Source organism: Clostridium sp. HBUAS56010 (assembly GCF_007115105.1).
Taxonomy (GTDB): domain Bacteria; phylum Bacillota; class Clostridia; order Lachnospirales; family Lachnospiraceae; genus Lacrimispora.
The window spans coordinates 236,496-249,673 of the sequence record NZ_SULJ01000002.1 but is presented as its reverse complement, the minus strand read 5'-3'; the positions used below and the strand labels follow the sequence as shown (position 1 = coordinate 249,673).

Sequence of the window (13,178 nt, the reverse complement as noted above, 5' to 3'; positions counted from 1 at the left end):
TTATAAAACTAAATCAGTATGTTTTTATATTTATTTAATCTTCTTATTTAAAATTATTGGAAATGGGCTTGTACTTTGACAAATCGGCAGTAGTAATAATAGTTACAAATTTTCATGTTGCTTAAGAGGCGAATGAATGATACAAATAAGATAAATACAAAAAGTAGGGAGTTATGTATAATGGTAGCAAGGGGGTGAGATGATGAAGAACATGAATTTGAAAATATCCGTACTGAGAAAGAAAAAAAGAATCACTCAACAGGAATTGGGAGATGCATTAGGTGTATCATACCAGACAATTAGCAAATGGGAAAATAAAGTAACAATGCCTGATATCGTAATGTTACCTGAATTAGCTGAGTATTTTAATGTAACAGTTGATGAACTACTTGGATTAAGACCATTGAAGGAAGAAGAATACCTTTCTGGAAAAACAGATACAAAGGAATTTTGGGATAAAAGGTTTGACTATCTTCTGAGGACAAGAAAATCCCATTGGAATACCGATTATATGAAATTTTTAATCGATCATGTATGGAAGGTGCACGCCCCTGTCAGGGTTCTGGACTGTGGATGCGGATACGGTTCACTTGGGCTTTTCATGATGCCCTTGCTGCCAAAAGGCAGTACTTATACCGGAATTGATTTTGCAGATCAATTAATGAAACAGGGAAAGGAGATGTTTTTAAATTCAGGAATTCAGGGGGAATTTATTAAGAACGATTTTTATCAATATTCGATTAATCAGAAATATGATATTGTCATATGCCAATCCGTATTAAGGCATATTAAGTCTTCTGAATCATTTATTTCTAAAATGCTTGATCATGCCAGGGCTGGTGCACTTATTATATGCATAGACACCAACAGAGAGTTTGAATGTGATGGCTTATATGTAGAGGGAATGGATTACAGTTATTTATGTGATCATACGGGTTTGGATAAAAACTGGAAAATGGAATTGGAAAGAGAAGGCCGTGATTATGCTGTTGCCATGAGAACCGCATATATCATGCAAAAATTAGGCATGAAGCAAATTGAAATTCGAATGAATGATAAAGTATCCTTTGTTTCTCCTGAAATGGAAGATTATCACCAGACAGTAGAAGATTTTATGGAGTTCAACGATTGGAACCATGGAATTGATGAGGTTCAACTGGAAAGAAGTATACAATATTTAATAAATCACGGCATGAGCAGAAAGGAAGCAGATCGTTTTCTTCGTAAAAATTATGTGATTGCGGATTATTTTAAACAAAACAGTGGGAATGTTTCCTATACGCATTTTATTGGGAAAATGATAACGTTTGGAAGAAAAGCTTCTATTACTTAACTTTTGATTCAATCCTATGATTTTTCTTTCCTATGATTGTACCGTGTAATTGCACAAGTACTTTTATAAAAAAGTTTGAGATAGATTTTGTTATATTATTTGATATAATACGATAAAGGGCAGTCATACATATGATTATAATTGACAAAAACATTTTTATCAGGCTTAAATAATTTAACAATAATGAAAAATCAAATCAAAAAGAAATCAAAAAGAAATCAGTTTATTGAAGAAAATTGTAGAGTGTTATTGATGTAACAACGATAGATAGATCAACAACAAATGGAGAAGGCGGCATGGAGAAGAACTATAAATTTTTAAAAGCTTATCAAGACAATGATACAATCAGAAAAAGTTTTAATGGTCTGGCACAGACAACTTTTGGTATTGATTTTGAAGACTGGTATCAGAATGGATATTGGAAAAATAAATATATTCCTTATTCCTTCGTAGACGGAGATCAGGTGATTGCCAATGTTTCCGTAAGTCCCATGAGGTTTCTGCACAACGGTGCAGTTCGAAACTATATTCAGCTTGGAACCGTTATGACAAGTAAACCCTATAGAAATCAGGGATTGATTCGTAAACTGATTCATGAAGTTGAATCCGACTATCTGGGGAAAGCCGATGGATATTTTCTCTTTGCCAATGACCGGGTACTTGATTTTTACACAAAATTCGGATATCAAAGTGAAAAAGAATACAGTTGGTCAAAAGAAATGAATATAGATACGGGAATGACTGCAAAAAAGGTGTCAATGAAAGGAATGGATGACTGGAAACGCTTTGAGAAATTTATGGAATCCAGCAATGTTCAAAGCAGCTTATGGATGCAGGAGAACATGGAACTTATCATGTTTTATACAACTGGATTTCTGAGTGAAAATGTGTATATGGTCGAAAGCCAAAAGGCATATGTCATTGCAGAGTTTCAGAAAGGAACCTTGTTTTTACATCAGATTTTTTCGCCTCAGAAAATCAATATAAATGAAATAGCCTCTGCTTTTGGAAAAGATGTTAAAAAAGTGATCCTGGGATTTTCACCGTTGGAAACAGAGGATTTTAAATTAGAAGAAATTACGGAGCAGGATACTACGTTGTTTGTAAAGGGGATTTTAACCGGCACGATTGAGAAGTTTCACCAAAGAATACCAACGTTGTCGCATACGTAAAAAAAAATATGTTGTAAAGTATCTTTGTTTAATATGCGAAAGTTAGCTTGAATTGTACAATTAAATATTTAATTCTTTGACCTGTGATGGAGGATATTGAGGTGCACCTCCCTGGATTAAGAATTAATTGAATCCAAGAGGTATAATGTATTATCTTATTAAAAAGATGTCTATACATGTTTAGTAATCTTAACGATGTATTTATTGGGGGAGGAGATATGGAAAATATCACCATTGATGAAGTGAAATTTAAACTGAGGGAGTATCATGATTTTCAGTGGGTTCATAAGTATGGAAAAGTATTCTGTGTTTTTGACCAGACAGGATCAGGCTGCATTGGTTTTGGAGTTGAGAATAGGGATAAGCGGTATTTCATAAAAGTTGCGGGAGTTCATACAATGGAAGCAGAGATTGATCCTGGGGAATCGGTGAAGGTTCTAAAGGAAGCAGTAAAACTGTATGAAATTTTAGATCACCCAAACTTAATTAGAATTAGAGAGCATTTTCCGGTTGGAGAATTGTATGCAGCTGTCTTTGATTGGGCCGAAGGGGAGTGCCTGTATGATCATTGGAACTTTGATTATTATAAAGATAATCCTCTTATAAAATCTCCATCTAATAAATTTAAAGAACTGCCAATCTGGAAAAAATTTCGTACGGTTGATACATTATTTTCTTTTTTGGAATTGACAGCAGAAAAAAATTATGTTGCGGTTGACTTTTATGATGGCAGCATCATCTATGATTTTAATTTGGATGCTACCATGATTTGTGACATCGATTTTTTTAGAGAAAAGCCGGCTTTCAACGATATGGGGGAACAGTATTGGGGGAGCAAACGGTTAAAGGCACCGGAGGAATACATTCTTCATGAGTCTATTGATGAGAGAACCAATGTATTTACCTTAGGAGCGTTAATCTTTCATTTTTTTGGAGGTTTTACGGAGCAGGAAATAAAACTTAGATATAAAAATAATTGTTTTTCACCCTGTTGTTTGGATCGCTGGGAGTTAAACGATAAGGCATATGAAGTATTGGTAAAGGCAGTTGCAGGCGATCGGCTGGATCGCTATCAGACAGTGAAAGAATTTAGAAAAGAATGGACGCTGGCAGTGTCTGAAATATAATAATCCGGCGCTTGTTATAACGAAAATGATGCTTCCAGGTTTAACCAAGGGAATAGGAATTATTTTGTTAAGTTAAAGGGGGATGAAAGAATGAATCATTTAGGAACCGTTGTACTGGAAACTGACCGTTTGATTTTGAGACCGTTTCAGCAAGAGGATGCCAAGGATATGTACAACAACTGGGCAAGTAGTGAGGCGGTTACAAAATATGTAACCTGGCCCGCCCACGAGTCTATGGATCAGACAGAAATGATCCTTAAAATCTGGGTGAAAAATTATGTGGATCCTAAGTGTTATCAGTGGTGTCTGGAATACAAAGAGAACGGTGAGGCAATCGGCAGTATGGGAGTTGTTGGAATGGATGAAACCATAGACGCTGTTGAAATCGGTTACTGTATCGGAGAGTCTTATTGGCATAGGGGGATTACAACGGAAGCTCTCCGGGCCGTGGTTCAGTTTCTGTTTGAAAAGGCAGAGTGTAACAGGATTTCAGCGAGACATGATACAAAGAATCCCAACTCAGGTAAAGTCATGAATAAAGCAGGACTACAATATGAAGGAACCCTTGTCCAGGCGGGCAAAAACAACGAAGGGGTTTGTGATCTGGCAGTGTATGGTCTTACGAAAGCTATGTATATTTCCAGATCCCATGAAGATTTCGTAAAAGAAACCAGTGAAAACCCATTGACAAGAGAATCTTAAAATGTTACAAATAATGCTTATAAGAACCCAGATGCCATACATAAAGACAAGGAAGTGAAAGCGATATGAAAAACCCTCTGAATTACCAGGTGACGGAATATGACTGCGGTCCCACTACATTGCAAAATGCCATGAGTTATCTCTTTAAGAGGGAAGAAGTACCGCCGGATATTATTAAACATATTATGCTTTTTTGTCTCGATTCCTATAATGCAAAGGGTGAGTTTGGTAAAAACGGAACATCTAAAATGGCAATGATGTTTCTAAGTGACTGGCTCAATCAGTTCGGCAAGATGAAGAAGTTTCCCATACACAGTGAATATCTCACGGGTGAAGAGGTATTTATAGGAGAGAACAGCCGGATTATGTATGCCCTGCAGCAGGGGGGAGCCGTAGTGGCACGGGTGATGTATGGGTGTTGGCATTATGTGCTGCTGACTGGAGCCGATACCAGGCAGGTTTACCTTTTTGATCCCTATTACAGGAAAAAGCCCTTTCCGCAGCCGGAGCTGAAGCTGATTACCGATATGCCTTACAGCAGGAATCGCAGCGTTCCGTGGGAGATGGTAAACAGCACAGGAAAAGGTTCCTATGCCCTTGGACCTGTTGATACCAGGGAAGCAACTATCATCTTTAACCGGGATACCCAGAAGAAACCGTCTGATACCATTGAATATTTTATTTAAGATGTCATGAGGGATACGAAAAAAGGAGCTTTTCAGAATCAGGGAATACGGATACGGCTTTCATAAGTTGGATGTTACAGCGAAGTGGTTTTAAACTGCTTCGCTATTTTTGTGCGGCAGGGCAATCAGGGAAATTGGTAAGAAAATCATGGAATTTTATCGAAGGAAGACTGTTTATGGTATAGCATGGATGGAAAAAAGGTATTATAATGGTGTTGTACTATCAAAGTCTGAGTTCACACGAAGTACAGCGTTACAGAGAAAATAGTATATATGCGGGAGGTATTTTATGCAGACATTTAAAGAATTGTATGAAAGTACGGTCAAAACAGTACTGGATAAGAATTCGGATTCAACGGCGCCAGAGCCTGTTAATTACGATCCCTATCATTTGGATTGTCTTTTAAATCCGGAGAAACACCCCTTGGTAATCCGTACGGAGAAATGCACCTGTTCCAAAGAAAAACGGAGTGAGTGTCTGGACCGCTGTCCATTTGGGGCACTGAGTATGGGAGAGGATGGGATTCTTGTAGATCCGGATCTTTGTTTTGGATGTGAGAAGTGTATTGACGGATGTGCAAAAGAGAAACTGACAGCGAGTACGGACATCATTCCGGCTCTAAAGGCAATCCGAAGCTCGAAAGGTGTGGTATATGCCATGATCGCACCTGCATTTTTAGGACAGTATTCCAAAGAGGTAACCCCTGGAAAGTTACGGACAGCGCTGAAAGAAGTGGGATTTGACGGAATGCTTGAAGTGGCTTTATTTGCGGATATTCTTACTTTGAAAGAAGCCCTGGAATTTGACAAGAACATTAATGATTCCAGTGACTTTCAGCTTACCAGCTGCTGCTGTCCCATGTGGATTGGTATGATCCGTAAGATCTATCATCAGCTTCTTCCCCATGTACCAGGATCAGTTTCTCCTATGGTAGCCTGTGGAAGAGTAATAAAAGCACTGCACCCTGATGCCATGACCGTATTTATCGGTCCTTGTCTGGCGAAGAAAGCGGAGGCAAGGGAAAAGGATCTGGCAGGAGCGGTTGATTATGTACTTACCTTCCAGGAGGTAAAAAATATCTTTGAAGCTCTTGGAATTGACCCGGCTTCCATGGAAGAGAGCGAGAAGGATCATTCTTCCAAGGCAGGCAGGATCTATGCCAGAAAAGGCGGAGTCAGTGAGGCAGTAGAGCTTACGGTAAAAGCCATTAACCCTGATAAAAAGACAGAGATCATCTCCAAAAAGGCGGATGGGGTACCAGCCTGTAAAAAGATGATTCAGGATATTATGGCTGGCAACATTGAAGCCAACTTCTATGAAGGAATGGGCTGTGTAGGAGGTTGTGTTGGCGGTCCGAGAGCCATACTGGGAGTAGAACAGGGAACGGAATTAGTCAATGATTACGGCGACAATGCCACCTATCAGCATCCGGCAGAAAATCCATATGTCATTGAGCTTTTGCACCGTTTGAATCTGGATACCATTGAAAGTCTCTTAGAGGAAACGGATTTATTCAGCCGGAACATTACTTAAAAATCATAAAACCATTTCAATCAGCACACAGAGAAACGAAATGGATCAATTAAGATACAATTTCCATGCTTAACACCAGACCTTGTTCTGGTGTTATTCTTTTGGAGAAACGATTTTTGCCAGACTGTTTCCCGGATTGTGACTTGCATTTTCCCCTCTAAAAATGATAATATAGTAAGGTATGTATGGACGAGGTCCGAAAAGAAAGGAAATGGTTATGACAACAGGCAGAATGAATCAACTGGTGACAATGGTGAATCTGTGCAGCAGTGTGGTGGAAGGGGTTGAGCATCTTATGACATCACGGGGGAATGAACGGTTGAAGGAAGATGCTGTTTCAGGACTTATGGCTCTGGTTGGAAATTTAAAAGAGATGCAGGGGGATCAGTCCGTGATTCACGAGACCAGATGGATGGCAGAGATCATAAAGAACTGGCTGTTTGTCTACGACCATGAGTTTAAAGACAGGCTTTACCGGTGGTATTTTTCTGCATTAAAGGAGATCCGTAATTTGATGACGGAAGAACTGGAGATCTGTCCTGTCTGCGGAGGAAAAGGGACTCCCCATTACAGTGCTCTTTTTTATGCGGAGGGAGGTGCCGAAAGAGAAAGCCTGCAAAAACCGGTTCGGATCTTTATGAAATGCAGGGAATGCCAGAATTATTACCTTGCAAGAGAGCAGGACCGTCTGTTAAAAGAGAAGAAAAAGCATCGCCGCACCAAAGCAGGCTGTGAACGGTTACTGGCTGATGTGGGAAGATTTGTTTCAGAGGGAGTCATGCTGTTTATCGGTGACAAAAGAAGTCAATTATATAAAGAGGCAGAAAAGGCAGGATACTCTTTAAAGGCTGTATCCCTGGAGGAATTTCAGGATGGAATAGTAACAGGAACTTATTGTGCTGTGATTCTGGACCAGTTTCCAAAAACCAGAGATGTCAGGGATATTTTCGTTCATACCCTGGATTATCTGGAGGAAGACGGAATATTGTGGTTTGATTGTCTGGATCTGGACAAATATCTTCACAATCTGGAAAAAAAGGGAACTCCCATATGGAAGCAGGAAGTCAATGAGGTCTGCTTTACCAGGGAAGGACTGGAGGTTCTGGCACAGACCTGTGGATTATCCATTGAATCCTATCGCTGTGTAGGAACTACATACGGCCGTATGGAGGTCATTGCCAAAAAAACAGTCTGAAAGAAGGAATGAGATATGGGTCATCTGACAACCCGTGATGCGTACTTGAATTTAAGTGACCGCATCAACTGGTTTACACAAGGGGCGCCTGCGTCAGAGACGCTTTATAAGATTCTTCAGGTTTTGTACACGGAAAAAGAGGCGAAGTGGGTATCCCTCCTTCCGGTACGTCCATTTACGGCAAAAAAGGCCGCTAAGATCTGGGGGACAACAGAATACAAGGCAGAAAAACTGCTGGAACATCTTTGCGAAAAAGCTCTTCTGGTAGATTCCTGGCATGAGGGAGTGCGTAAATTTGTTATGCCGCCGCCCATGGCAGGTTTTATAGAATTTGCTCTGATGCGGACCAGAGGAGACATCGACCAGAAATACTTAGGTGAATTGTATTATCAATACATGAATGTGGAAGAAGATTTTATAAAAGATCTATTCTTTGTCACAGAGACAAAACTGGGAAGGGTCTATGTACAGGAGCCGGTTCTTACCAATGAAAAGACCAATCATATTCTGGATTATGAGAGAGCTACCCACATCATTGAGGAGGCAAAGTACATTGGACTTGGTCTGTGTTATTGCAGACATAAGATGTCTCATGCAGGACATCCCTGTGAGATTGATGCACCATGGGATGTGTGTCTGACCTTTGACAATGTGGCCCGTTCTCTTTCTGAACACGGGGAATATACGAAGCTGGTTTCCAAAGCAGAAGCACTGGATGCCCTGGAACGGTCTTATGCCAGTAACCTGGTTCAGATCGGAGAAAATGTGCGGGAACATCCGGCATTCATGTGCAACTGCTGTGGCTGCTGCTGTGAGGCATTGCAGGCAGCAAGAAAATTCAGTCCCATGCAGCCTGTGGCAACCACCAATTACCTGCCTCATATATCGGCGGATTCCTGTGTGGGGTGCGGTAAATGTGAAACTGTCTGTCCTGTGTTAGCCATCTCCATGGAAACAGGAAGCGATGGGAAGAAAAAAGCCGTGGTTGATGAAGAAATCTGTCTGGGCTGCGGAGTCTGTGCGAGAAACTGCGGCGTCAAGGCGATTGAATTAAAACGCAGACCAAAGCAGATTATAACACCGGTAAACAGCACACACCGGTTTGTTCTTCAGGCAATTGAGAAGGGAACACTCCAGAATCTGGTATTTGATAATCAGGCATTTGCCAATCACAGGGCAATGGCAGCTTTATTTGCCGCCATTTTAAAGCTTCCTCCTCTAAAGCAGGCGTTAGCCAGTAAGCAGTTTAAATCCATTTATCTGGATAAGCTTTTATCTCATTATCAAAAGAAATCATCGGAGAAGACAGCAGAAGATCCAAAGACAAGTTAAGGGTTGGAAGGAATAGAGAAGTGTTCGATAAATTAACGGAAAATGACATAAAAAAGATCAGGGAAGAGATTCAGCACCGGAAACTGGTGGTCCGCAAAGAGGCTCTGGAGGCAGTAAAGGAAGCCAGAGCCCATGGCGATTTAAGTGAAAACTTTGAATATCATGCGGCAAAAAAGGACAAGAACCAGAATGAAAGCAGAATTCGTTACCTGGAGCGGCTAATTAAGACCGCACAGGTTATATCCGATGAGTCCAGTGAAGATGAGATCGGTCTTTATAATACGGTAGATCTGTATTTTGAAGAGGATGATGAAATCGAAACCTATAAACTGGTTACAACCGTCAGAGGCAATTCCATAAAGGGGCTGATCAGTTCTGAGTCCCCTTTGGGAAGTGCCATTATGGGGCATAAAGTAGGGGACAGGGTATATGTAAAGGTGGATGAAAATACTGGATACTATGTGGTGGTCAGACGACTGGAGAATACGAAGGATGATGGCAGTGACCAGTTGAGAAGTTACTGATCCATGGGAGAAAACGAATGATTAAAAATATTGTATTTGACATGGGAAGAGTGCTGGTAGATTATGAAGGCGACAAAGTCTGCCGTATTTTTATAGAGGATGAAACGGAAAGAAAGGCAGTGACAGCTTCCGTGTTTGATTCCCAGGAGTGGCTGTTTCTCGATATGGGTCTTATGAGTGAAGAAGAGGCATTAAAGAGAATGCAGGCGCGTCTGGAGACAGACCATGCAAAAGAAATGGCTGCCCTTTGTTTCAATCATTGGCATGAATATAACATGATGCCGAATGAAGCCATGGGGGTACTGGTAGAGGAGCTAAAGAATCAGGGGTTTGGAATCTATCTTTGTTCCAATGCCTCCGTCCGTCTTCTTACCTGTTATCAGATGATTCCGGGAATCAAACACTTTGATGGAATTCTTTTCTCAGCAGAGGTACAATGTATCAAACCGCAAAAAGAGATGTACCTTCACTTATTTGAACGTTTTAAACTGAAACCAGAGGAATGTTTCTTTATTGATGATCTTCCTATGAATATTGAAGGAGCCAGGGCATGCGGAATGGATGGGTATTGCTTTGCAGACGGAGATATTGGTCTGTTAAGAGAATATCTGTCGCAGTTAAATGAGGGTCAGCCGCTTACATAAAGAATTGGAGAAATGTATCATGTACCGGATTGAGATAAAGGATATGGACTTAGAGCAGATTGCCAGGTCTGGACAGTGTTTCCGCATGAACAAAAGAAAAGAACAAAATGACATCTTCACCATCGCTGCCGGTGAGAATTATGTGGAGGCATCAAAGGAAGGGGAATCCTTTGCTTTTTCCTGTTCAGAGGCAGAGTTTCATGGCTTCTGGGCGGAATATTTTGATTTGGGAACCAATTACGGGAATTATAAAAACCAGGTTGCTTCTGACGATGCTTATCTGAAAGAAGCCATGAAATGGGGCTGGGGAGTAAGAATTTTAAAGCAGGATCTGTGGGAGATGATTCTTACGTTTCTGGTCTCCCAGAATAATAACATTGCCCGCATCCGTAAAAGTGTTGAGACGCTTTGTACGGAACTTGGAGAAAAGAAGAGCGGAACCGGTTTTGTCTGTTCCTCAGATGGGAGTCTGAGAGAGACAGAGCGGATGTATTATGCCTTCCCAAAACCAGAGGCGGTCAAAGAGGCTGGGCTTTTACTGCTGTCTGGGCTGGGGCTTGGATACCGGGACAAATATGTGTTGTCCATGGGCGAATTTTTAAGCGATGAAAAGGGACAGGCATGGCTTCGTGAATTAAAAACTGCAGAATATGAGACTGCTCACAAAATGCTCACAGATCAATATGGCATTGGAAAAAAGGTTGCGGACTGCATCTGCTTATTCGGACTTCATCATGTAGGTGCTTTCCCCATAGATACTCATGTGAAGCAGATTCTGGAATCCTATTATCCAAAAGGCTTTCCTCTCGAACGGTATCAGGGATATGCAGGAATTCTTCAGCAATACATGTTCTATTATAAAGTAAATAACATGGCGAAGAAAGAACCACTTTCTTCTATTTGAAAAGACCTGGGCGGCATAAGCTGTCTGGGTTTTTCTTTTTGCATATTTTGTCGAGATAATTCATACTTTCATCACAAAATCAACAAATTTATATCACAGATTTTTCACAATTTCCCACTAATCTAAGTGGGAACGCAAATATGCGAAAAAGAACAGGAGGAGAGAACGTTGATTGAAGTCAGAAACCTGGTAAAGGATTACGGCGGTCATCTGGCGGTAGACCATTTGAATTTTACAATTGAAGATGGGCAGATCTATGGCTTTTTGGGACCAAATGGTGCAGGAAAGTCAACCACCATGAATATTATGACCGGCTATATCGGTGCCACAGAGGGAGATGTTCTCATCAATGGAAACAATATTCTGGAAGATCCGGAAAAGGCAAAACAGTGCATTGGCTATCTGCCGGAGATTCCCCCGTTGTATGTGGATATGACCGTAAAAGAACAACTGTTTTTTGCAGCGGAATTAAAAAAAATTCCTAAAAAAGACAGAGAGCAGGCGGTGAAGGAAGTGATGGAGCTTGCCAGACTTACGGAAGTAAAAGGACGGCTGATCCGAAATCTGTCAAAAGGTTACAGACAGCGTGTAGGTCTGGCTCAGGCAGTGCTGGGATTTCCACCTGTAATTGTTTTAGATGAGCCTACTGTGGGACTTGATCCCAAGCAGATTATTGAGATCCGGGATACCATAAGAATGCTTGGAAAAAATCATACGGTAATTCTAAGCTCTCATATCCTGTCCGAGGTCAGTGCGGTCTGTGACCATATCATGATTATTGACAGGGGAAGATTAATCGCCAGTGACACACCGGAGAATCTGGAACGCCAGATGGCAGGGGCTTTGGGAATGGAAATGCTTGTAAAGGCGGATAAAGAAGACATCTTAAACGCTTTAAATCCCATTTCTCAGATTGAGGAACTGATTGTAGAGGAAAGTGGAGAAGAGGGCGTAAAAAATGTATCTTTCCGTTTAAATGGAGAACAGGGTGAGAACGGAGAGGATGTTCGGGATCTGATCTTTTTTGCGTTTGCAGATCAACGGCTTCCCATTCGTTCCATGACATCCCAGAGAGCATCTTTAGAGGAAGTATTTTTAGAGCTGACCAGTGAAGTAGATGAAGAGGAATCAGAAGAGAGAGAGGAGGAAAAAGCGGAATGAGTGCAATTTATAAAAGAGAATTAAAATCCCATTTCCAGTCGATGACCGGGTATGTTTTTATTGCATTTCTTGTAATGTTTATCGGAATTTATTTCATGGCATATAACATGCTGAGCGGGTATCCGTACTTTTCCTATACCCTTTCCGGTATGGTAACCATTATTATGATTGGAATTCCGGTACTTACCATGAGAAGCTTTGCAGATGACAGAAAGACAAAGACAGACCAGCTTCTTTTGACGGCACCCGTTTCCGTTGTCCAGGTGGTTTTAGGAAAATATCTGTCCATGGTAACTGTATTTGCTGTTCCGGTTCTTCTTACCAGTGTCTGCCCGTTGATTATTAAGATGAACGGCACCGCTTTTTTAAAGGCAGATTATGCTTCCATACTTGCATTTTTCCTTCTTGGATGTGTATACATAGCCATTGGCATGTTTGTGTCTTCTTTGACAGAGAGCCAGATTATTGCTGCAGTAGGAACCTTTGGTATTATTCTGCTGTTGCTTTTATGGCCCAGTCTGATGGGATTTCTGCCATCCACTGCTTCTGGTTCTGCCATTGGTTTCTTTCTTTTATGGACATTGGCAGTGTTTTTTGTATACAGGATTACCAGCCATAATCTTCTGACTGGGATTTTGGAAGTAATTGGTGCAGCCGTTATTTTGGGAATCTATTTTCTGAAAAGGGGATTGCTTGACCGGGCACTTGTGAAAGTGTTGGAAAAGGTGGCAGTTACCGATGTGTTCCAGAATTTTTCCAGCCGTTCCATCTTTGATGCAGGCGGACTGGTATTGTACATCAGCATTATATTCCTGTTGATTTTCTTGACGGTACAGTCCATAGAAAAACGCAGATGGAGTTAGG

General features: G+C 40.9%; 13 protein-coding genes. All 13 read left to right on the top strand.

Features of this window, described 5'->3' with window-relative positions; translation table 11 throughout:
- Positions 1–199 precede the first annotated feature (199 nt).
- The 13 genes from FAY33_RS05755 (at position 200) to FAY33_RS05695 (ending at position 13,177) form a co-directional block, all read left to right on the top strand.
- Entirely contained in the window at positions 200–1,333 is a 1,134-nt protein-coding gene (locus FAY33_RS05755; protein WP_143319809.1) for a DNA (cytosine-5-)-methyltransferase, read from the top strand.
- A 296-nt stretch (positions 1,334–1,629) separates the two neighbouring features.
- Positions 1,630–2,505, top strand: coding sequence for a GNAT family N-acetyltransferase (locus FAY33_RS05750; RefSeq protein WP_143319808.1), 876 nt, complete (start codon positions 1,630–1,632; stop codon positions 2,503–2,505).
- 218 nt (positions 2,506–2,723) lie between these two features.
- The gene (locus FAY33_RS05745; RefSeq protein ID WP_143319807.1) at positions 2,724–3,632 is read left to right on the top strand and encodes a hypothetical protein; all 909 of its coding nucleotides are present in this window, start codon (positions 2,724–2,726) and stop codon (positions 3,630–3,632) included.
- Positions 3,633–3,722: 90 nt separating this feature from the next.
- A complete protein-coding gene (locus FAY33_RS05740) occupies positions 3,723–4,334 on the top strand; it encodes a GNAT family N-acetyltransferase (protein ID WP_143319806.1) in 612 nt (203 codons plus the stop codon).
- A 65-nt stretch (positions 4,335–4,399) separates the two neighbouring features.
- Complete coding sequence (locus FAY33_RS05735) at positions 4,400–5,020, top strand: peptidase C39 (protein WP_143319805.1); 621 nt, start codon at positions 4,400–4,402, stop codon at positions 5,018–5,020.
- Positions 5,021–5,309: 289 nt separating this feature from the next.
- Positions 5,310–6,554 carry a [Fe-Fe] hydrogenase large subunit C-terminal domain-containing protein gene (locus tag FAY33_RS05730; protein ID WP_143319804.1) on the top strand — a complete coding sequence of 415 codons (1,245 nt, stop codon included), beginning with the start codon at positions 5,310–5,312 and terminating at the stop codon, positions 6,552–6,554.
- Positions 6,555–6,771: 217 nt separating this feature from the next.
- Positions 6,772–7,749, top strand: coding sequence for a hypothetical protein (locus FAY33_RS05725; protein WP_143319803.1), 978 nt, complete (start codon positions 6,772–6,774; stop codon positions 7,747–7,749).
- Between the two features lie 15 nt (positions 7,750–7,764).
- Complete coding sequence (locus tag FAY33_RS05720) at positions 7,765–9,081, top strand: 4Fe-4S dicluster domain-containing protein (RefSeq protein ID WP_143319802.1); 1,317 nt, start codon at positions 7,765–7,767, stop codon at positions 9,079–9,081.
- 20 nt (positions 9,082–9,101) lie between these two features.
- The gene (greA, locus tag FAY33_RS05715) at positions 9,102–9,605 is read left to right on the top strand and encodes a transcription elongation factor GreA (RefSeq protein WP_143319801.1); all 504 of its coding nucleotides are present in this window, start codon (positions 9,102–9,104) and stop codon (positions 9,603–9,605) included.
- A gap of 17 nt (positions 9,606–9,622) precedes the next feature.
- A complete protein-coding gene (locus tag FAY33_RS05710) occupies positions 9,623–10,249 on the top strand; it encodes an HAD family phosphatase (protein WP_143319800.1) in 627 nt (208 codons plus the stop codon).
- A 19-nt stretch (positions 10,250–10,268) separates the two neighbouring features.
- The gene (locus tag FAY33_RS05705) at positions 10,269–11,153 is read left to right on the top strand and encodes a DNA glycosylase (protein WP_143319799.1); all 885 of its coding nucleotides are present in this window, start codon (positions 10,269–10,271) and stop codon (positions 11,151–11,153) included.
- A gap of 168 nt (positions 11,154–11,321) precedes the next feature.
- Complete coding sequence (locus tag FAY33_RS05700; protein WP_143319798.1) at positions 11,322–12,314, top strand: ABC transporter ATP-binding protein; 993 nt, start codon at positions 11,322–11,324, stop codon at positions 12,312–12,314.
- Positions 12,311–13,177, top strand: a complete 867-nt coding sequence (locus FAY33_RS05695; protein ID WP_143319797.1) for an ABC transporter permease subunit — start codon at positions 12,311–12,313, stop codon at positions 13,175–13,177. Before FAY33_RS05700 ends, FAY33_RS05695 begins: the two co-directional genes overlap by 4 nt.
- Position 13,178: the final 1 nt, after the last annotated feature.

What these genes read in the sequence shown, in the direction of transcription:
- FAY33_RS05745 (WP_143319807.1), top strand. Translation starts at nt 2,724, where the DNA reads ATGGAAAATATCACCATTGATGAAGTGAAATTTAAACTGAGGGAGTAT.
- FAY33_RS05705 (WP_143319799.1), top strand. Translation starts at nt 10,269, where the DNA reads ATGTACCGGATTGAGATAAAGGATATGGACTTAGAGCAGATTGCCAGG.
- FAY33_RS05710 (WP_143319800.1), top strand. Translation starts at nt 9,623, where the DNA reads ATGATTAAAAATATTGTATTTGACATGGGAAGAGTGCTGGTAGATTAT.
- FAY33_RS05750 (WP_143319808.1), top strand. Translation starts at nt 1,630, where the DNA reads ATGGAGAAGAACTATAAATTTTTAAAAGCTTATCAAGACAATGATACA.
- FAY33_RS05725 (WP_143319803.1), top strand. Translation starts at nt 6,772, where the DNA reads ATGACAACAGGCAGAATGAATCAACTGGTGACAATGGTGAATCTGTGC.
- FAY33_RS05740 (WP_143319806.1), top strand. Translation starts at nt 3,723, where the DNA reads ATGAATCATTTAGGAACCGTTGTACTGGAAACTGACCGTTTGATTTTG.
- FAY33_RS05730 (WP_143319804.1), top strand. Translation starts at nt 5,310, where the DNA reads ATGCAGACATTTAAAGAATTGTATGAAAGTACGGTCAAAACAGTACTG.
- FAY33_RS05695 (WP_143319797.1), top strand. Translation starts at nt 12,311, where the DNA reads ATGAGTGCAATTTATAAAAGAGAATTAAAATCCCATTTCCAGTCGATG.
- FAY33_RS05755 (WP_143319809.1), top strand. Translation starts at nt 200, where the DNA reads ATGATGAAGAACATGAATTTGAAAATATCCGTACTGAGAAAGAAAAAA.
- FAY33_RS05720 (WP_143319802.1), top strand. Translation starts at nt 7,765, where the DNA reads ATGGGTCATCTGACAACCCGTGATGCGTACTTGAATTTAAGTGACCGC.
- FAY33_RS05735 (WP_143319805.1), top strand. Translation starts at nt 4,400, where the DNA reads ATGAAAAACCCTCTGAATTACCAGGTGACGGAATATGACTGCGGTCCC.